Annotated in this window: 19 protein-coding genes; 11 read left to right on the top strand and 8 right to left on the bottom strand. The window is 71.7% G+C overall.

The genetic code is table 11. The annotated features are described in order from the left end of the window. Positions 1 to 10: 10 nt before the first annotated feature. The 3 genes from L1785_RS11865 to murA are packed head-to-tail and all read right to left on the bottom strand — an operon-like array spanning position 11 to position 3163. Positions 11 to 1060 carry an NAD(P)H-dependent glycerol-3-phosphate dehydrogenase gene (locus L1785_RS11865; RefSeq protein WP_236089477.1) on the bottom strand — a complete coding sequence of 350 codons (1050 nt, stop codon included), beginning with the start codon at positions 1058 to 1060 and terminating at the stop codon, positions 11 to 13. Next, positions 1057 to 1809, bottom strand: coding sequence for a lysophospholipid acyltransferase family protein (locus tag L1785_RS11870; protein ID WP_236089478.1), 753 nt, complete (start codon positions 1807 to 1809; stop codon positions 1057 to 1059). The genes L1785_RS11865 and L1785_RS11870 overlap by 4 nt, the downstream gene beginning before the upstream one ends. Before the next feature lie 37 nt (positions 1810 to 1846). Further along, complete coding sequence (gene murA / locus L1785_RS11875; RefSeq protein ID WP_236089479.1) at positions 1847 to 3163, bottom strand: UDP-N-acetylglucosamine 1-carboxyvinyltransferase; 1317 nt, start codon at positions 3161 to 3163, stop codon at positions 1847 to 1849. A gap of 235 nt (positions 3164 to 3398) precedes the next feature. Here murA and L1785_RS11880 point away from each other — a divergent pair, with 235 nt between their 5' ends. Together L1785_RS11880 and L1785_RS11885 are read left to right on the top strand one after the other, a co-directional pair. Continuing rightward, positions 3399 to 4763 carry an MFS transporter gene (locus L1785_RS11880; protein ID WP_236089480.1) on the top strand — a complete coding sequence of 455 codons (1365 nt, stop codon included), beginning with the start codon at positions 3399 to 3401 and terminating at the stop codon, positions 4761 to 4763. 161 nt (positions 4764 to 4924) lie between these two features. Continuing rightward, positions 4925 to 5671: a sulfite exporter TauE/SafE family protein gene (locus L1785_RS11885; protein WP_236089481.1), complete on the top strand. Its 747-nt coding sequence runs from the start codon at positions 4925 to 4927 to the stop codon at positions 5669 to 5671. Between the two features lie 28 nt (positions 5672 to 5699). On the opposite strand, the gene L1785_RS11890 is transcribed toward L1785_RS11885, so the two are convergent. Genes L1785_RS11890 through L1785_RS11900 form a run of 3 tightly spaced genes read right to left on the bottom strand, consistent with a single transcriptional unit; the run spans position 5700 to position 8782 of the window. Continuing rightward, positions 5700 to 7208, bottom strand: a complete 1509-nt coding sequence (locus L1785_RS11890; RefSeq protein WP_236089482.1) for a tripartite tricarboxylate transporter permease — start codon at positions 7206 to 7208, stop codon at positions 5700 to 5702. A gap of 7 nt (positions 7209 to 7215) precedes the next feature. Then, the gene (locus L1785_RS11895) at positions 7216 to 7758 is read right to left on the bottom strand and encodes a tripartite tricarboxylate transporter TctB family protein (RefSeq protein WP_236089625.1); all 543 of its coding nucleotides are present in this window, start codon (positions 7756 to 7758) and stop codon (positions 7216 to 7218) included. 1 nt (position 7759) lies between these two features. Then, the gene (locus tag L1785_RS11900) at positions 7760 to 8782 is read right to left on the bottom strand and encodes a tripartite tricarboxylate transporter substrate-binding protein (protein ID WP_236089483.1); all 1023 of its coding nucleotides are present in this window, start codon (positions 8780 to 8782) and stop codon (positions 7760 to 7762) included. A gap of 297 nt (positions 8783 to 9079) precedes the next feature. Between L1785_RS11900 and L1785_RS11905 the strand changes: the two genes are divergently transcribed. Continuing rightward, on the top strand, positions 9080 to 9565 hold the full coding sequence (locus L1785_RS11905) for a hypothetical protein (protein ID WP_236089484.1): 486 nt from the start codon (positions 9080 to 9082) through the stop codon (positions 9563 to 9565). A 65-nt stretch (positions 9566 to 9630) separates the two neighbouring features. Here L1785_RS11905 and L1785_RS11910 read toward each other — a convergent pair whose 3' ends face one another. Further along, a complete protein-coding gene (locus L1785_RS11910) occupies positions 9631 to 10392 on the bottom strand; it encodes a DinB family protein (RefSeq protein ID WP_236089485.1) in 762 nt (253 codons plus the stop codon). 131 nt (positions 10393 to 10523) lie between these two features. On the opposite strand from L1785_RS11910, the gene L1785_RS11915 reads away from it, so the two are divergent. From L1785_RS11915 to L1785_RS11925, 3 genes are all read left to right on the top strand, one after another. Then, positions 10524 to 11105, top strand: a complete 582-nt coding sequence (locus L1785_RS11915) for a PadR family transcriptional regulator (RefSeq protein ID WP_236089486.1) — start codon at positions 10524 to 10526, stop codon at positions 11103 to 11105. Further along, the gene (locus tag L1785_RS11920) at positions 11102 to 11659 is read left to right on the top strand and encodes a hypothetical protein (RefSeq protein WP_236089487.1); all 558 of its coding nucleotides are present in this window, start codon (positions 11102 to 11104) and stop codon (positions 11657 to 11659) included. Before L1785_RS11915 ends, L1785_RS11920 begins: the two co-directional genes overlap by 4 nt. 204 nt (positions 11660 to 11863) lie before the next feature. After that, a complete protein-coding gene (locus L1785_RS11925; RefSeq protein WP_236089626.1) occupies positions 11864 to 13261 on the top strand; it encodes a condensation domain-containing protein in 1398 nt (465 codons plus the stop codon). Positions 13262 to 13283: 22 nt separating this feature from the next. Here the strand turns inward: L1785_RS11925 and L1785_RS11930 are convergent, their stop codons facing one another. Continuing rightward, positions 13284 to 14945, bottom strand: coding sequence for a PHP domain-containing protein (locus L1785_RS11930; RefSeq protein ID WP_236089488.1), 1662 nt, complete (start codon positions 14943 to 14945; stop codon positions 13284 to 13286). Between the two features lie 210 nt (positions 14946 to 15155). Here L1785_RS11930 and L1785_RS11935 point away from each other — a divergent pair, with 210 nt between their 5' ends. The 5 genes from L1785_RS11935 to L1785_RS11955 all read left to right on the top strand — a co-directional run bounded on the left by L1785_RS11935 (position 15156) and on the right by L1785_RS11955 (position 19532). Next, positions 15156 to 15806 (top strand): hypothetical protein, encoded by a 651-nt coding sequence (locus tag L1785_RS11935; protein ID WP_236089489.1) that lies wholly within the window; start codon positions 15156 to 15158, stop codon positions 15804 to 15806. A gap of 91 nt (positions 15807 to 15897) precedes the next feature. Beyond that, positions 15898 to 16686, top strand: coding sequence for a YcnI family copper-binding membrane protein (locus tag L1785_RS11940; protein ID WP_236089490.1), 789 nt, complete (start codon positions 15898 to 15900; stop codon positions 16684 to 16686). A gap of 199 nt (positions 16687 to 16885) precedes the next feature. After that, positions 16886 to 17134: a DUF1876 domain-containing protein gene (locus L1785_RS11945; protein ID WP_236089491.1), complete on the top strand. Its 249-nt coding sequence runs from the start codon at positions 16886 to 16888 to the stop codon at positions 17132 to 17134. Positions 17135 to 17411: 277 nt separating this feature from the next. Beyond that, positions 17412 to 17624 carry a hypothetical protein gene (locus tag L1785_RS11950; RefSeq protein ID WP_236089492.1) on the top strand — a complete coding sequence of 71 codons (213 nt, stop codon included), beginning with the start codon at positions 17412 to 17414 and terminating at the stop codon, positions 17622 to 17624. A gap of 273 nt (positions 17625 to 17897) precedes the next feature. After that, complete coding sequence (locus L1785_RS11955; RefSeq protein WP_236089493.1) at positions 17898 to 19532, top strand: GMC oxidoreductase; 1635 nt, start codon at positions 17898 to 17900, stop codon at positions 19530 to 19532. The last annotated feature ends 10 nt before the right edge of the window (positions 19533 to 19542 follow it).

A 19542-nucleotide genomic window follows, 5' to 3' on the forward strand; every position in this document is an offset into this window, starting at 1 on the left:
GCCCGCCGGCTCAGTACACGCCCTCGGACTTCTGCGGGCGGGACAGGAGCGTCGACGCGAGGTCCGACAGGGGCAGCGCGCCGCTGAGCACCCCGACGACGCCCGCCGTGATCGGCATCTCGACGCCGTGCTTGCCCGCGAGCTCGAGCACCGACTGCGAGGACTTCACGCCCTCGGCGGTGCCACCCGTCGCGGCGATCGCCTCGTCGAGCGTGAGCCCCTGACCGATGTGCTTGCCGAGCGTGTGGTTGCGGGAGAGCGGCGACGCGCACGTCGCGACGAGGTCGCCCATGCCGGCCAGGCCGGAGAACGTCTCGGCCTCCGCACCCAGGGCCAGCCCCAGCCGCGTGATCTCCACCAGGCCGCGCGTGATGAGCGTGGCCGTGGTGTTCCACCCGAAGCCACGGCCCTGGGCCATGCCGACGGCCAGGGCGATGATGTTCTTCACCGCACCGCACAGCTCGACGCCCACGACGTCGTCGTTCGTGTAGGGCCGGAAGTACGCGTTGGAGCAGGCGGTCGCGACGAAGCGCGCCGTCTCCTCGCTCACGGACGCCACGACGGTGGCCGTCGGCTGCCTCGTCGCGATCTCGAGGGCGAGGTTCGGCCCCGACACCACGGCGACCCGTTCGGCGGGGACTCCCAGCGCCTCCGACACGACCTGGCTCATCCGCTTGTCGGTGGTGAGCTCGACGCCCTTCATGAGCGACACGACGACGGCGCCGGGCTCCACCAGGTGAGCCAGGCCCGTCAGCGTGGCACGGGCGACCTGCGAGGGGATCGCCACGACGACGAGCTGCGCGCCCGCCAGCGCCTCGGCGGCATCCGTGGTGCCGGTCATGACGGGCAGCTCGACGCCGGGCAGGTACTTCTCGTTGCGGCGCTCTGTCGTCACGGACCGGGCCACGGCCTCGTCACGGCCCCAGAGGGCGACGTGGCAGCCGGCGTCGGCAAGGACCGTCGCGAAGGTCGTGCCCCAGGCGCCCGAGCCGAGCACGGCGGCGCGCACGCCGGCCGGCACCTCCGCGGCCTGCTCGGGGGTGCTCCGGTCCGCGCTCACGGGCGCTCCACCGGCGGGTAGACGGTGCGCTTGGTCTCGTACTCGGGGTGCAGGCGCAGGTCGAACCGCTTCTCGGGCGCCTTCTCGCCGCGGATCTCCTCGAGGAGAGCGGTGATCGCGTCCATCACGCGGGTGGTCGCCTCGCGCAGGACGGCGGAGTCGGTGGGCCGGTCGTACAGGTCCGAGAGGTCGACCGGCGGGCCGGCCCACACCCACACCTTCTTGCGGGGGAACGGGCGCAGCGTGCGGCCGTAGCGCGGCATGATCTCGGTGACGCCCCACTGCGCGATCGGGACCACGGGCATGCGGGTCGCCAGCGCGATGCGCGCGAGACCGGTCTTGCCCTCCATCGGCCACAGGTCGGGGTCCCGCGTCAGGGTGCCCTCGGGGAGGATCGCCACACAGGCGCCCTGGCCGAGCTGGTCGCGGGCCGCCATGAGGGACTGCCCGGCCGCGACCGAGCCGCGATCGACCGGGATCATCCGGGTCGCGCGCAGCGCGAAGCCCACAGGCGAGTCGAACAGAGCCCGCTTGGCGAGGATCCGCGGCTCGACGCCCTGGTCGAAGATGTAGTGCGCGAACGACAGGGCGTCGAGCTCCGTGACGTGGTTGCCCGCGGCGATGAAGCCGTCGGGCTGCTGGAGGTGCTCACCGCCGCGCCAGTCGTAGCGGCACATGGCGAACATCAGGTGGCGCACGATCCAGGCAACAGCCCGGTAGGCGCGGGAGTCGGGTCTAGCGATGGGCACGGGCCCACAGCCTACCCGCGGTGAGGCTGCCCGACCCTCAGCCGCGCGCGACGTCCGCGCCGAGCGCGACCAGCTTGTCCTGGAAGTTCTCGTAGCCGCGGTCGATGAGGCCGATGCCGCGGACCGTCGACCGGCCCTGGGCCGCGAGCGCGGCGATGAGGTGGGAGAAGCCCCCGCGCAGGTCGGGCACCTCGATGTCCGCGGCATGCAGCGGGGTGGGCCCCGAGATCACGGCGGAGTGGTGGAAGTTGCGCTGCCCGAAGCGGCAGTCGCGCCCGCCGAGGCACTCCTTGTAGACCTGGATCGTGGCGCCCATCTTGCGCAGCGCGTCGGCGAAGCCGAAGCGGTTCTCGTACACGGTCTCGTGCACGATGGACAGGCCCTTGGCCTGCGTGAGCGCCACGACGAGCGGCTGCTGCCAGTCCGTCATGAAGCCGGGGTGCACGTCGGTCTCGAGCACGATCGAGTGCAGGTCGCCGCCCGCGTGCCAGAACCGGATGCCGTCGTCCTGGACGTCGAACCGGCCGCCGACCTTCCGGAACGTGTTGAGGAACGTCATCATCTCGGGCTGGGTCGCGCCCTTGACGGTGATGTCGCCGCCCGTCGCGAGCGCCGCCGACGCCCAGGAGGCGGTCTCGATGCGGTCGCTCAGCGCGGTGTGGCTGTAGCCCTCGAGGCGGTCCACGCCCTCGATGCGGATCACGCGGTCGGTGTCGACCGAGATGATGGCGCCCATCTTCTGCAGGACCGCGATGAGGTCCATGATCTCGGGCTCGATCGCCGCACCGTCGAGCTCGGTGATGCCCTCGGCGCGCACGGCCGTGAGGAGGAGCTGCTCGGTGGCGCCGACGCTCGGGTACGGCAGCGCGATCTTCGTGCCCTGCAGGCGCCGCGGCGCACGGAGCTGGATGCCGTTCGGCAGCTTGTCCACGACGGCGCCGAACTGGCGCAGGATGTCGAGGTGGTAGTTGATCGGCCGGTCGCCGATCCGGCAGCCGCCCAGGTCGGGGATGAACGCCTCGCCGAGGCGGTGCAGCAGGGGGCCGCAGAACAGGATCGGGATGCGGCTGGAGCCGGCGTGGGCGTCGATGTCCGCGACGTGCGCCGACTCGACGTTCGACGGGTCGAGGTCCAGGATCCCGGCGTCGGTGTCGTACTTGACGTTCACGCCGTGCAGGTCGAGGAGGCCGGAGACGACGGCGACGTCGCGAATCCTGGGTACGTTCCGCAGCACGCTCGGGGTCTCGCCGAGCAGCGAGGCAACCATCGCCTTCGACACGAAGTTCTTCGCGCCTCGCACGGTGATCGTCCCGCGCAGCGGGTTGCCGCCGTTCACGTAGAGCAAGTCGTTCATGTCCTCGTCGTCGTCTCGTCGGTGGAGCACGGGTGGGGCGCACGGCGGGGGCCGCGACCGGACGATCCTGCCCTCCGTGGTCCGCGGGTGCCAACACGGGGCCCCTCGTTCACCACACCTTCACTCCGTCGGCCGGGTTCCAGGGGAAGCGACACGCCGCACAGCGCGTCAAGGGTGCAATCAGGATGTGAGACAGCACTTTCGCAATCCGGACCCGCTGCCTAGCCTCGCGGGCATGACTTCATCCGCACCGAAGGTCGCCAAGGCGGTCGAGGGATCCGGCGAGAATCCGCGCGGGCGGGTCATCCTCGCCTCGCTCATCGGCACCTCGATCGAGTTCTACGACTTCTACATCTACGCGACCGCGGCCTCGCTCGTGTTCCCGGCGCTGTTCTTCCCGAACCTCGAGGACCCGACGACGGCGCTCCTCAGCTCGTTCGCGATCTTCGGCGTGGCGTTCGTCGCGCGGCCCGTCGGCTCGGTGCTGTTCGGACACTTCGGCGACCGGATCGGGCGCAAGGCGACGCTCGTGGCGTCGCTGCTCACCATGGGGATCGCGACCGTCGCGATCGGCCTCATCCCCGCCGCCTCGACGCCCGGCTGGATCGTGGCCGCCCCCGCCGTCCTGGTGGTGTGCCGGTTCGCCCAGGGCCTGGGCCTCGGCGGCGAGTGGAGCGGCGCCGCGCTGCTCGCCACCGAGAACGCGCCGGCCGGGAAGCGCGCGATCTACGGGACGTTCCCGCAGCTCGGTGCACCGATCGGCTTCATCCTGGCGAACACGGTGTTCATCGCGATCTCGAGCTCGCTCACCCCCGAGCAGTTCGCCTCGTGGGGCTGGCGCGTCCCGTTCCTCGCGTCCGCGGTCCTGGTGATCGTCGGCCTGTGGGTGCGCCTGCGGCTCCTGGAGACGCCCGCGTTCCGCAAGGTGGTGGAGGCCGAGGTCGTCGCGAAGGTGCCTGTGGCGCACGTGTTCCGCACCTCGTGGAAGCAGGTCGTGTCGGGCACGTTCATCATGCTGGCCACGTACGCGCTGTTCTACATCATGACCACGTTCACGCTGAACTACGGCATCGCGCCCGTCGAGCCCGAGGGCGGCGCGCCCGCCGGACTCGGCTACACGAAGATCGACTTCCTCTGGATGCTGATCATCGGCGTCGTGTTCTTCGGCATCTTCACGCTCGTGTCGGGGCCGCTCGCCGAGCGGTTCGGCCGCCGCAAGCACCTCATCGCCGTCACCATCGCGATCATCCTCTTCGGCGGGCTGTTCGTGCCGCTGTTCGCCGCCGGGCACGTCGGCGTGCAGGGCCTGCTCATCCTCGGGTTCACGCTCATGGGCCTCACGTTCGGTCCCATGGCGGCCGTCCTGCCCGAGCTCTTCCCCGCCAACGTCCGGTACACCGGCTCCGCCGTCGCGTACAACCTGTCGTCGGTGCTCGGCGCCGCCGTCGCGCCGTTCATCGCCGTCTGGCTGTGGACGACGGCGGACTCACCCGTCCTCGTCGGGGTGTACCTGTCCGCGATGGCCGTGATCACGCTCGTCGCCCTGCTGCTGGAGCGCGAGACGCGCGACGTGGACTACGTGGACCACGTGGGCAGCTGACGCCTGCCGGGACCCGGCCGCGTCGCCTGAGTCGCGCGCCGATGCCCGGCTTCGCCCCCGTCGTCGCGGCACCCTAGCGTGGTGCCTGTGCCGGGTGCCGGTGCACCCGGCACCCGGTCCCGGCGTCGGGCACCCGGACGGTCATCGGCCGGAGGTGAGGCGTGGACGCGACGACTCTGGTCGCGGCGTGCGCCGCCGTCGTGCTCGGGGCAGCCCTGCAGCGGGTCGCCGGGATGGGTCTGGGGATGGTTGCGGCGCCTGTCCTCACGGTGCTGCTCGGCCCGGCCGCCGGGGTGCTGACCAGCAACGGCGCAGCGATCGTCACCGCGCTGCTGGTGCTCGGCGCACTGCATGCCCGGGTCGACTGGGGGCGCGTCGCCGCGCTGACGCCGCTCGTGCTGCTGGGCTCGGTGCTGGGCGCCCTGACCGTCCGCGCGGCGAGCGCCGCGTGGCTCGACGTCCTCGTGGGCGGATCCGTGCTGCTGGCCCTCGCCGCGACCCTCGCGCTGCGCCGCCGGGTCCGCGTGGAGGGCCGGCCTGCTTCTCTCGTCACGGGTCTGGCCGCCGGGTTCATGAACACGACCTGCGGCGTCGCCGCGCCGGCCTGGACCGCGTACGCCCTGGCGACGCGCTGGGAGCACCGCTCGTTCGCTGCCACGCTGCAGCCGCTCCTCCTCGTCGCCAACGTGACGTCGCTCGCCACGAAGCTCCTCCTGGGCGCCGTCCCGCCCGCCGACATCCCGGCGTGGTGGACGTGGCCGGTCCTGGCGGTCGCGGTCGTCGGCGGCGTCGCGCTCGGGTCGGTGCTCGCCCGGGTGGTGCCCACCCGCGTCGCGGCGGCGCTCGCCGTCACGGTGGCAGTGGCCGGAGCGACAACGGCCCTGGTCCGCGGCGTGATGACGTTCTGAGCGTGCCCCCGGCGCCGCCCGGCGCGGGTTACTCGTCCTCCGCGAAGACCACCTCGCGCTTGCGCCGGATCGCCGGCAGCGCGGTCACGACGAGCGCCACGAGCGCGAGTACCAGGAGGACCGCCGAGATGGGCCGGGTGAGGAACACCGACGGGTCGCCGCGCGAGATGAGCAGCGCCCGGCGCAGGTTCTCCTCGAGCAGCGGCCCCAGGACGAACCCGAGGAGGAGCGGGGCAGGCTCGCAGCCGGACCGGACCAGCACGAAGCCCAGCACGCCGAAGAACGCGACGGCGAGCACGTGGTACGGGTTCTGCCCCAGCGAGTAGGTGCCGATGCAGGCGAACACCACGATGGTGGGGAACAGGATCGAGTACGGCACGGTCAGCATCCGCACCCACAGCCCGATGAGCGGCAGGTTGAGCAGCACCAGCAGCACGTTGCCGATCCACATGGACGCGATGAGGCCCCAGACGAGCGCGGGCTGGTCGTTCATGACGTCGGGCCCGGGCGTGATGCCCTGGATGATGAACGCGCCCACCATGAGCGCCATGACCGGGTGCGCCGGGAGGCCGAGGGTCAGCAGCGGGATGAACGACGTCTGCGCCGCCGCGTTGTTGGCCGACTCCGGCCCCGCCACGCCCTCGATCGCCCCGCGGCCGAACCGCTCGGGGTGCCGCGAGATCCGCTTCTCCACTGCGTACGAGGCGTAGGACGCGAGGACGTGCCCGCCACCGGGCAGCACGCCGAGCGCCGACCCGATGCCGGTGGCCCGCAGCACCGGCCCGACGATCCGGCGCAGGTCGGCGCGCGAGGGCCACAGGTTGGTCACCCGCCTCACGATGCGCTGGCGGGTGCGTGGGTCGTGCAGGTTGCGCAGGATCTCGGCCACGCCGAACAGGCCGACCGCGAGGGAGACGAAGTTGAGTCCGCCGTACAGCTCGCGCAGCCCGAACGTGAACCGCGGAGCACCGGTGTACAGGTCCTGGCCGACCGTCCCCAGCAGGATGCCGAGCACGATCATGCCGAGCGCCTTGAGCGTGGACCCGCTCGCCAGCGCGATCGACGCGATGAGACCCAGCACCACGAGCGAGAAGTACTCGGCGGCACCGAAGCTGAGCGCCGCCCGGGAGAGCGGGGGTGCCGCCACGGCGAGCACCACCGTCGCCACCGTGCCCGCCACGAACGAGCCGATGGCGGCGACCGCGAGCGCCGTTCCCGCATGGCCGGCGAGCGCCATGCGGTGCCCGTCGATCGCAGTGACGGCCGCCGAGGACTCCCCCGGCAGGTTGAGCAGGATCGCCGTGGTGGACCCGCCGTACTGCGCGCCGTAGTAGATCCCGGCGAGCATGATGAGCGCCGACGTCGGGTCGTCGAACCCGAACGTGATGGGGAGGAGCATCGCGATCGCCGCGGTGGGCCCGATGCCGGGCAGCACGCCCACCGCGGTACCGAGCGCCACGCCCAGGAGGCAGAACAGCACGTTCTGCCATTGCAGCGCCGTCGAGAACCCGAGGGCGAGGTTGTCCACCAGGTCCATGGCTCCCCTATCCGCCGAGCCAGTCGCCCACCAGCGACAGCCGCAGCTGCAGCAGGACGACGAAGATGATGTAGCTAGCGACGGTGAGCCCCGCGGACACCAGCAGGGCCCGCGGCAGCCGGGACCCGGCGAGAGCGGCGAGCAGCCCGGCGCCGAAGGACGCTGGCAGCAGCCCCAGCCCGTCGACGGTGTACGCGAAGAACACGATCCCCGCCATGACGAACAGGAGGGGCCGCCACTTGATCCCGGCGAGCGGCCGTACGGCATCTTCCGGCTCGGCCGCCCCGCCGCCGTCCGACGCCCGACCGTCCTCCACCGCGGTGGACACTTCCTCGGGCGCGAGGTCGGGCGCCACGTACGCCTTCACGACGGTCGCGACGCCGAGCACGGCCAGGACCGCGCCCAGCGCGAGCGGCACGTATCCGGGCCCCATGCCGAGCAGCGAGCCGACGTCGTACCGCAGGGCCCCGATCGCGAAGGCCGCCCCGAGCGCGATGAAGATCGTCCCCGCGACGAGGTCGGCCGTCGACCGGGGCAGGCGCGCGGCGATCTCAGCCTCCCTGGCTTGCGCCGATGATGTCGCCCCAGACCCCGATCTGCTCCTCCAGGAGCGCGCGGTGCGCCTCGGGCGTCGCCTGGTCGGCGTCGACCGGAGCTGTTCCGAGGTCCGCCATCTGGTCGATGACACCCTGGTCCGCGAGCGCCGTCTGCAGCGCCTCTGTGAGGACCGCGATGACGTCCTCGGGCGTCCCGGCCGGGACGTAGAGTCCGTGCCAGACGGACACCTGGAGGTCGGGCAGGCCGGCCTCGGTGGTGGTCGGCAGGTCGGGCAGGCTCTCGACCCGCTCAGGGGTGGTGACCGCGTAGGCCTTGACCTCCCCGCCCGTGATCTGCCCGGTGGTGTTGGTGGTCTGGTCGCACATGAAGTCGACCTGCCCGCCCACGAGGTCGGCCAAGGCCGGGCCGGTGCCGTCGTAGGGGACCTCCTGGAGGGTGACGCCGATCGCGTCCTGCAGCAGCAGGCCGCAGAGGTTCGACGCCGAGCCCACGCCGGCGTGCGCCAGGGTCACGGTGTCCTGGTTCGCCTCGACGTACGCGACGAGCTCCTCGAGCGTGTTGGGCTCGAAGTCCTTGCGGGCGATGATCGTCATCGGCACCTCGGTGACGAGGCCGACGGTCTCGAAGTCCGTGAGCGGGTCGTAGGGCAGGTCGTCGTACAGCGCGGGCGCGGTCGACATGCCGATGTGGTGCATGAGCATGGTGTAGCCGTCAGGTGCGGCGGTGGCCGCCTGCCCGGCGGCGACCGTGCCGCCTGCGCCCTCGACGTTCTGGACCACGATCTGGACGCCGAGGCTCTCGCCCATCGGTTCGCCGATCATGCGGGTGACGGTGTCCGTGGGGCCGCCGGCCGCGAACGGCACGATGACCTCGATGTCGTCCTCGGGGAAGCCCGACGCCTGGTCGCTGTCTCCCCCGTCGGTGCCCGGGACGCAGGCCGTCAGCGCCGCGAGCGACGCGGCGAGGAACACGAGGGCAACGCTGCGCTGCGGGGTCGTCCGCTGTTCGCGTCTCATGACGGTCTCCGATCATCATTGATGAAGTGCCGACCGTGACATTACTCCTCTCGGTGTGACCTGCACCACACGATCAAGCGGGGTTCACCGAGTCGTGACCTCACTGGGCTCTCTGCAGCGCACGACCGGTCTGACAACCGGGCAACCGCGATCGGGCGGGTGAAGTCTTCCTGACCCCTTCCTTCACCCGCATCCGCTATATACCTTCACGCGTCCAATGTCCCCTTTACTCAAGGAGGACGCATGCGCGGGAACCACAGGTGGTTCCGATCACACAGGTTCTGACGGAGGTGGGCCATGGTCTTCTTGCGCAGACGTGACTGGGAAGTCCCCCGGATCTCGGGCGAGCGGGACCAGGACGGCTGGTACCACTACAGGGGCGCGGCGTTCGCTCAGGTTGCGCCCGTGAAGGATGCGATGAGCGATGCCCCGGAGTACTTCGTCGACCTGGAAGACCGGTCCGCCGACCCCATCGCGCGGGAAGACTTCCTGGGGAGCATCACGTTCGCGACCAAGGACGGTACGTCCTGGGACGTCGGCCTGAACGATGGTCACTTCGGCGCGCTGTACGACGAGGACCATGAGCTCTGGGAGGACGAGGAAGACGACCACGACCTCGTCACGACGTTCCTCGAGGAACAGCCCCATGTCAGGAGCGCCATCCACCCCGACCGGGAGATCTACGGCGTCACGATTGCCGGGCACCGACCTGCCTCGGAGGTCGTCGCCGGCGTGTACCGGGCCATGACGCTCGCGCACACCGAGCTCCGTGCGCGGACGTGATGGCAGCGTGGGCCTTGATTACCCCGAACGTAGGTCGGCGGACGGCGGCCGACGCCGCCCCCGGTTCATCCGTCGGACGCCGCCTCGATGGCGTCGAGGTCGCGTACGGCGAACCTGTGGTGCTCCCACCCCTCCTCGAGGATCGTGTGCACGCAGGAGAGGACGGTCTCCTCGTACCGGGGGTCGTGCGGGTTCGGCCGCGTCGCGGCCAGCGTGTCGGGCGTGACCGTGGCGAGGAAGTCGCGCACCATCGCGACGCGCCCGGCCCGGACGTCGAGCACCTCGGCGTACGACGGCGCGGCCGCGGTGAAGATCGACATGTCCAGTCCGTCCTCACCGGCGCTGCCGTCGTCGATCTGACCGATGGGGTGAAACGGCTGTCCGAGGTCCAGGATCGCCCGGCCCAGCCACATGTCCGTGGCAAGGACCAGGTGCCGCAACGTCTGCGCGAACGACCACTCGCCATCCACCGACACGTCGACCGTGCCGGCCGGCATCGCCGCGACGCGCTCGAGCGTGGCCGCCCAGGTGCGCTCGAGTGCGGCCCAGGCAGCACGCAGGCCGTCAGGATCCTCGGCGTGCCTGTTGGCGCGCCCGGGAAAGCGGCGGTTGAGCTCGGCGTCGACGAAGGGGATCACGTCGACACCGTTGACGCGCAAGATGCCCCCGCCGTCGACAAGCCACGGTGCGTCGATGTCCGCCCCTTCCACATCGACCCCGCGCATGACGACGCCGGACAGATCGGACTCCCGGAACCGGGCGCCCCGCAGGTTCGCGTTGACGAACTCCGCTCCCTGCAGCTCGTCGGACCTGGTGAACGTTGCCATGACTTCTCCTCGTCGAGTGGACTCGGCGGCCGACGTTTGCGCAACCGAGACTACCCATACCGACTCATCGACCGCGCCGGCAACCCTGGTACTCTTATATCTGGTAGACATATCTCCGAGATAGGTGAGCCATGCGCAGCAGACAGACCCGCACCGCCGTCCTGGGGGCCCTGAGCATCCAGCCGATGACCGGCTACGCCATGCGCGAGGCGATCCGCACAACCCTCGGGCACTTCTGGAGCGAGAGCTTCGGGCAGATCTACCCCACGCTCGCGGAGCTCGAGCAGGAGGGGCTCGTCGAGCGCGGCGAGGGCACCCGCACCGGCTCCTCCACGTTCGCCCTCACGCCGGCCGGCCGCGCGCACCTGCGCACCCTGCTCGCCGATCCGCCGCAGCCCGACCCGCCGCGCAACGGCGTCCTCCTGCGCCTGTTCTTCGGCCGGGTCCTCGGGCCCGAGGCGTGCGCCGACCTCGTGCGGGACGCGCGGGACCGGGCCGAGCGGCAGCTCGCCGGTCTCGCCGCCGAGCGCACGGACACCGACCACACCGCGCATGCGGACGACAGCCCGTACTGGCTGCTGACGATCTCCGCGGGCGAGCACGCGGCGCGCGCCACGATCGCCTGGGCCGACGAGACCCTAGCGACCCTCGCCACGCTCGCCGCCGAAGGCCACGGTGGAGAACCCCCGACCTCTTCGAAGGAGACGCCATGACAACCACCGGCAACGACGCGCGCTCGACCTCACGCGACTCGACGCCCCACGGCGCGACCCCTGACACGCCCAGCCCGGACGGTGCCCCGATGCCGGCTGGCACCCCGGCAGCCGGCGACCGTGGCGAGCACCAGACCCCGTCGGCCCGCAGGACCCGGCGCCTCGCGACCGCGGCCGCCGCAGGCTTCGGAATCATCGTCGCCTTCCAGGTCGCCCTCGCAGCCGGGGCACCACTCGGCGCCGCTGCCTGGAGCGGGGCTCACCCTGGCCGGCTCCCCGAGGAGCTGCGGGTCGCGAGCAGCGTCTCGGCGGTCGTGTGGCTGCTGGCCACGCTCGTCGTCCTCGCCCGCGGGGGCATGGGCGTACGCCTCCCGGCGACCGCAGCCCGGGTGGGAGTCCGCCTCCTCGTCGCGCTCCTCGCGCTGGGGGCGGTCATGAACCTCGCGTCGTCGAGCCCGTGGGAGCGCTACGGGTGGGCGCCGTTCAGCCTCGTGCTGCTGGTGCTGTGCGTCCTGCTCGCCCGCCGGGGACCGCAGGACGTGGCGCGCTACTGAACGACAGGCCCGGGATGGAGACCCGGACCCGCGCGCGGCGCCGGGTCGAGGTCGGTGGAGGCCTGCCGGGGGTGTTCGTAAGGGTCGCGGGCCCTCCTGGCGATCGGGCGCTGTGATATGACGCCCCGGCCTGCGCAGGGCAGTCTCTCCAGCAAACTTCACCCTCCCCGGCCCTTGGCCCGGCGAACGGAGACGGCCGTGCGCATGACAGACATCCAGCGCTGCGAGGTCCGCCCGGGCCGGCTCGTGGAGTGGACGCTGCACCCGGACTCGGCGAGCGCGGCGACGGCCCTCCCGGACGATGCCCGGCCGCCGGCGTACGTGCAGGAGGCGCACATACGCACCTCGCGGACGGTGCGCGAGGACGGCCTCTTCGTGCCGACCTGGCTCGGCACGGCCTTTGACGTCCCGGGCGCCGTGGACCTCGACGCCCTGCAGAGCGCGCTCCACGCCTGGACGCTCCGGCACGAGACGCTACGCAGCGGCTTCCGCTGGGCCGGGGACGAGATGCGGCGGTTCACACTGGACCCGGACGCCGTCGTCCTGCAGCGTCGGCAGGCGGGCGACTTCCCTGACGCGGGCGCTCTGGTGGCACACCTGGAGGCGCGGTTCGACGTCGCTGCCGATGCACTGACGTGGCCGAACTTCATGTACGCCGCCGTCGTCCGGGACGACAGCACGAGCGTCTACCTGGCCTTCGACCACTCCAACGTGGACGCGGCCTCCATCCATCGCATACCGGCCGAGATCCACGAGCTCTACGCCGCGGCAGTCGCGGGCCGGGAACCCGACACCGCTCCCGTGGCGTCCTACGTCGACTTCAGCGCGGCGGAGCGCACGGAGGCCGACCAGGTGGACGAGGAGCACGAGGTGGTGAACCTCTGGCGCGGGTTCATCGAACGCTGCGACGGGAAGCTGCCGAACCTACCCGTGGACCTGGGACTCGACCCGGCCGGCCCCCTGCCGACACAGAGCCTCCTCCGCGAGTTTCTCGCCGACGACGCCGAGGCGTCGGCCTTCGAGGCCCTGTGCCGGCCCTACGGCGGACCGCTCGTCGGGGTGCTCGCCGCGACCGCGCTCGTCACGCACGAGATGAGCGGGCACGGCACCTACCGCGCCGTGGTCCCGTTCCACACGCGGGTGCGGTCTCAGTGGTCGGAGTCCGTCGGCTGGTACGTGGGCGGCGCCCCGATCGAGGTGCCGGTGGACGGCACGATGACGCTCACCGACGTCATGAGCTCGGTCCGGTCGGAACTGCGGCACACCCGTCCGATGTCGCGGACACCGATCGCCCGGGTGCTCGGCCTCCTGGGGTCGACCTTCCGGCCGACGTCGCCCGACCTGTACTCGATCGTGTCCTACGTCGACGCCCGGGCCGTCCCCAGATCCCGAGAATGGGTCGATCTCAAGGCCTACGGCCTGGTCCGGGTCTCGTACGGCGACCAGGTCTGCGTGTGGGTCTCCCGGCTCCACGAGGGCCTGCAGATCGCCGCACGGTATCCGGACACCGACGTCGCGACCAAGAACGTCCGGCTGTACGTCCAGCGGTTGCGCGAGGTCGTCACGGCGGCGGCAGGCGCGCCGTCCCTGCGCGGCTACTGAAGCGCTGCTGGGGCGCGTCGGCTCAGCGCACGTCGATGAAGATCGGGTTCGTGTAGAGCCAGGTGTCCGCCCACGGGTCGCCGTCGTTGTTGTCATGGGGCAGCGGACCCGTGGGGTCGACCGACGCTCCGAGATAGCCGGCGCCGTGGCGGTTGCCGTCGCTGCCGCGCAGGCGCACGTAGCAGGACTCGGTGATGCGGCCGAGCGGGATCCGCAGGTCGTAGGTGCCGGAACGGCCGCTGGTGTCGACCTGCTCGACCACGCGCGTCTCGGGTGCGCGCCAGGTGTCCCGGTCTGCCGACGGTCCGTTGACGGTGCCCCGGATCACGTCGAGGTGGGCGAGCCGAGGGAGCAACCCGTGCGGGTTGGGCCGGTGCGCGCTGCGCACCTTGACCATCAGCTCCACCGACGTCCCGCGCTCCACGGAGAGCCGGCCGCCGAGAGTGGTGCCGGTCCCGCGGGCGCCGCCGGCGTCGACGAGGCGCACGTCGAGTCCGTCCACGAGGTGTCCGTGGTCCACCCAGACCCGGCCACGGCGGAGGCCGTCCATGACGTCGAGGTAGCCGTGCCGGGTCACGCCGACGTGGGTGCGGCTGAACTCGCCCGGCCAGAAGTCGCTTCCCGGCTGCGGTGTCCCGGTGTCGACGGGGGACGGCTTCCACCCGAGGGAGTCGAAGTTCTCACCGGGTGGCATGTCGCCGTCGCGCCAGGTGTCCCAGATGGTGCGGTGGTTGTCGGAGTTGGAGGTGATCGAGAAGAGGGTGCCCTCTGCCAGCATCGCGTCCCACAGGCCGCCGACGGTGGCGGTCATCCAGTCGAAGCCTCCGAAGGTGCGGTAGGACTCGACCGGGTAGCCGGGGAAGGAGTCCGGACGCGGCGCGTTGCTGTACTCGCCCCGCTGGGCCCGCGTGCTGCCGCGGTAGGCGACCCAGGCCGGATCCGCGTCACCCTGGGCACCCGGCGCGCCCTCCATACCGATGCAGATGCCGGCTGCGGCGTCGCGCCACGCCCGCATCTCGTGCGGAGAGTCGATGCCGAGCCGGGACGGGTGGTTGGCCAGCATGAGGACGTCGTCGACGTGTCCTTCTGCCTTGCGCGCGGCGAGCCACCGCAGTGCCTCCACTGCGCGCTCCTCGTTCTCGGGCAGGTTGGCCGCCCAGCCGTTGAGCTTGCCGTCCCACAGGCGCTCGAACTCGCGCAGCAGCTCGACCTCGTGCGGACCGGGCGCGGCGAACACGGTGCCATGCTCAGCGGCGGGGATGTACCACTCCAGGCCCTGGAAGATGAGCTGGCGCGGGTTGCGTGCCCGCGCCGCGATGATCTCCTCGTGCTCGGCAGCGGCTCCCTTCGCAGCGTGCCCGTGGTTGCTGTGCTCCGTGAAGACCATCCAGTCGAGACCGAGCTGTGCGCCCTTCTTGGCGAGCTGGTCGAAGTCGTACTTGGCGTCGTGGCTGTAGCGGGTGTGCACGTGGTGGTCGCCGACGAGCCACGCAAGCTGCGGGTCTCCGGGGCGGCCCGAGGCGGCGGCGGTGCCGGCGTACGCGCCCGTGGCGAGCGCCAGCCCACCGACCATGCCGAGACGCAGGAACGTGCGACGCGAGGCGCCTTGCGGGTCGAGGGACGAGGTCGGGACCGACGGGTCGGCCCAGCGAGGCAGATCGGTGGCGCGGAACGGGGCGGGCATGGGTCCTCCTGCGGGGGCGTACGGTGCCGCCACAGGCTCTCGCCGCCAGGTGGCACGCGAGTGAACGCCGGGTGTTGGACACCCGTCGGCCGGCCGTCGAGTCCGCGACCTTGCCGCCAGTCCGGGCGACCGCGCTCCGGGCGGCGTAAGCCATGCGCTCACGCTGCCCGCGGTCGGTCGTGGCGGGTTCGGCGGCGGTAGTGTCGGGGCGTGGTGTCGCCGTCAGCGGGAGGTGCGCGGCTCGCGCGCGCGCTGCTGTGGGCCGTCCTGGTGGTCGCCCTGGCGACGGGTGCCCATGTGCTGGCCTCCGGCCACTCGCCGCCTCTGGTGCTCGTCGCAGGGCTGACGGTGCTGCTCCTGCCGGTGGCGTCGGCCGTCACCCGGACGCAGGTCCGCTGGCCAGCCGGGCTGGCGCTGGCCGGGGTCGGCCAGTTCCTGCTCCACCACGCCTTCCAGGTCCTCGGGGACGCCGGGTGCACCACCGGTCCTGCGGTCGCCGGCGCGACGACGGCCTCCGCGCACCTCGGTCACGGGGCGCCAGGCGCCCCCGCGCTCGTGGCCGCCGACGTGGCGGCGTCGTGCTCCGCGCACGGCGTGGGCGTTGGCTGGGGCATGTCGATGATCGCGGGGCACGCCGTCGCGACGGTTGCGACCGTCGGGCTGCTCGTCGGCGTCGAGCGTGGGATCTGGTGGTTCGCCGGCTGGTTGTTCCGGCCCGTCCTGGTCGTGCCGTCGCGGGTCCCCGTCCTGGTGCGCCAGGTCGTGCCGGGCGTTCTCTTCGTGCCCCGGTCACTCCCCGGGTCCACGGCCCACCCGACCCGTGGCCCGCCGTCGGTGCTGCTGACGGGGACGGCCGGCTGAGAGCAGCCGGGCTGGTCCCCGTCGTCTGCATGCCCTCGGCCGGCCGGGACACCAAGCCCGCTGGCTCTCGACGAACGAAGGACCACTCATCATGTCTGCACGCTTCAGCCTGCCCTCGGTCGGGTCGCTCCCGAAGGGCCGGCTCGTCGCGGTCGTCCTCGCGACCGCCGTCCTCGCCCTCCTGCCCGTCGCCCCCGCCTCCGCGCACGTGAGCGTCAAGCCCGATGCCACCGCCGAGGGCGGGCGCGCCGGCCTGACGTTCCGGGTGCCGACCGAGTCGGACACCGCGTCGACGTCCCGGCTCACTGTCGACCTGCCCACGGGGACGCCGTTCCGGTCCGTGTCGGCCAAGGTGCTGCCCGGCTGGGACATCACCATCGAGGAGGGCGAGCTGCCCGCACCGGTCGAGGTCGACGGCGAGACGGTGACGACCGCGCCGGTCCGCGTCGTGTGGACGGCGCAGCCGGGCAGCGAGATCCCGCCGCACCAGTACCAGGAGTTCACGATCCGGGTGAACGCCCTGCCGGAGGCCGGCACCGACGTCGTGCTGCCCGCGCACCAGGAGTACAGCGACGGCCGCGTCGTCGACTGGGACCAGGTCGCCGACGGCGACACGGAGCCGGAGCACCCCGCCCCGGTGTTCACGACCACGTCGTCGGACGACGCCGGCGCCGCCGGGACCGCCGCGACCGCTGCGACTGCCGACTCTGGCCACGACACGTCAGCCGGAGCCGGTGACGCGGACTCCGACGCGACGGCGTCCGGCGCCGCGGCTTCCAGCGCAGACCTGACCGGACGCCTGCTCGGCGCCGGTGGGCTGGTCGTGGGCGCGGCGGGGGTCGGCATCGGGCTGGCCGCCGTCCGCCGTCGGGCCGACTGACGCGAGCGGGCCACGAGTCCGCACGACGAGGGCCCCGGTCGATCGACCGGGGCCCTCTGCCGCAAGGGCAAGCCGAGCGAGCTGGGTACGGCGCGCTACCGGGGGATCCTCCCTGACGACCGCACCGTCGAGCCGTCGCGCGCGACAATGATCGAAGGAGCTCGATCGCCCGAGCTCCGACCACCGCAAGGAGGCGCTCATGCACACCACGACCTGGCACGTGGACGTGTTTCTCTTCGAGCAGGACGGCAGGACTCGCGCCGAGGCCGTCCTTCGCACCGCAGCAGGGACGGAGCTGCGCCACGAGGGCATCGCGCGCAAGAGCCCGCGCGACCGCGACGTGCCCGAGATCGGTGACGAGCTCGCCACCTGCCGGGCGCTCTCCGGCCTCGCCCACGACCTGCTGGAGGCCACCCTGACCGACATCGAGTCCAACGCTCCAGCGTAGGTCCCGCGGGGAGGTCACCACCGCGGTGATCGGGAGTGTCCTCACCAATTCACGGGGGACGCCTGCACCCCGACGTCGCGCCCGCCGCATCGCGGACGAGCTCGGCATCTGCGCCGTCGTCCCCCGGCTGGGAAAACAGGTCCGACTCGACTGACGACCGTCCCGGCCGTGCAGGACCAACGGCCCGTGCGGCTGGAGCGGCCCGGGGTGCACGGTGGAGTCACAACGCCCAACGACGTGGCGCCGACAGGCGCACGTCCCAGAAGGAGTGACCACCATGACGACCCCGCTCACCCGCATCGCAGCGGTTCTGCTCGGCGTTGCGTTCCTCTCGGTCGGCACGGCCTCCGCCGAAGCGGCGACCGACGCGGGAAGCTACGGCGCCCACGTGGCCGCGTGCGCCCAGCTTGTCGGCTTCGATGGGACGCACAACCCGGGAATGCACAAGGGAATCACCGGTTGGGGGCCGGACCATGTGTGCAATCACTGAGGGAGGGTGCTCGGCCTCCTGATCCTGTCCACAACACCCCAAGAGCGACGAGGCCCGGACCCGCGGATTTCCGCGGATCCGGGCCTCTCGGCGGCGTTCGACGCCGACTGGCGCGGAGGGTGGAACTGTGGGGCAGCCGGCTTGCATGTACTGCACCCGCAGTACGACGACGAGTCCGCCTGGACGATCTGCGGGGCGGCAGATCTTGCGATCGTGGTGGAAGGACGAGCTGACCTTGTCCGCCCAACCCGCCGACCGGCTCGAGGAGACGTCATGTCCGAGATCACCGAATCCGTTCCCCACACCACCCACCGCGAGCGTGCCGTCGTCGTCGGCTCAGGCTTCGGAGGCGGGGTGACCGCGCTCCGTCTCTGCGAGGCCGGGGTCCCGACTCTCCTCATCGAGCGCGGCATGCGCTGGGAGACCGGCCCCGACGCAACCACCTTCGCCAGGTTCTCCACCATGGACGACCGGTCCGCCTGGTTGACCGACCACAGCGTCATCCGCAACATCGACAAGACCTGGGCGCCCTACACCGGGGTACTCGAGGAAGTCATCGGCGACGGTATGACCGCCACCTGCGGCGCTGCGCTCGGCGGAGGCTCGGTCATGTACCACGGGATGACGCTGCAGCCGTCGAGGGAGGACTTCGCCGCGTCGATGCCGCTCGCGGCCCACCTCTACGACGAGCTCGACGAGTGGGCCTACCCCACCGTGGCACGCATGCTGGGCGTCTCCACGGTGCCCGACGACGTCCTCGCCTCCGACCCCTACGCCTCGTCGCGGGCCTTCCTCGATGTTGCGCCTTACGCAGGCCTCGAGCCGTTCCATGTGCCACTGCCCGTCGACTGGGAGTACGTGCGCGGCGAGCTCGACGGCCGCTACGAGCCGACCTACACCACCAGCGACCTCGCGTTCGGCGTCAACAACGGCGGCAAGAAGTCGATCGATGTCACCTACCTGCGCGCGGCGGAGGAGACGGGCAACCTCCGCATCGAGACCCTCCACGTCGTTCGTGACCTCGCCCGTAGCGACGAGGGCCTCTGGGAGCTCTACGTCGACCGGATCGACACCGACGGCACCGTCCTGGAACGCAAGACCATCGTCGCGGACGCGGTCTTCCTGAACGCCGGGTCGACCGGAACCACGCGGCTCCTCGTCAAGGCGAAGGCCAAGGGCCTCGTCCCCGACCTGCCTGACGCCGTCGGCACCCAGTGGGGCAACAACGGCGACCGCATCTACGCCTGGATCGGGATGGACGCCGACATCGGGACCGTGCAGGGCGGGCCGGCCTGCGTCGGCGGCCGCGACGCCAACAGCCCGATCCCGTTCACGGTCATCCACGCGGGATCCCCCGAGCAGCCACCGGGGATGAAGATGATGACCGTCGTCGGATTCGGGATCGTGGACCCCGCCGGCACCTGGACCTACGACGAGGCCGCCGACGACGCCCACCTGACCTGGCCCGCGAGCGGTGACGCGGAGCTGCAGGCGGTGATCGCCGGCTACATGAACCGCATCGCCGAGGCGGGCGGAGGCCTGATGATCGACACCGACGCGAAGGCACCGGGCACCTGGCACGCGCTCGGCGGCGTTCCCATGGGAGACGCGGTCGATCTCTTCGGGCGGGTCCACGGAAACCCAGGGCTCTACGTGCTCGACGGCGCCCGCATCCCTGGCTCCACCGGTGCGTGCAACCCGTCGATGACGATCGCGGCGCTGGCAGAGCACAGCATGGCGGAGATCATTCGCACCGACCTGACCACGTGGTCCGAATCGCGTGGTCCATCTCGCCACCTTGGCGGACGCGCCGCCGACGTCGTCAGCGCTTGGCGAGCTGCACGGTCAGAGCCCAGGCGACGGGCCCGCGCTGCGGTGAGCGCGTTCGTCAGGTCACGACTCGGCTGAGGCGGGAGGG

Source organism: Antribacter soli (genome assembly GCF_021568775.1).
Taxonomy (GTDB): domain Bacteria; phylum Actinomycetota; class Actinomycetes; order Actinomycetales; family Cellulomonadaceae; genus Antribacter; species Antribacter soli.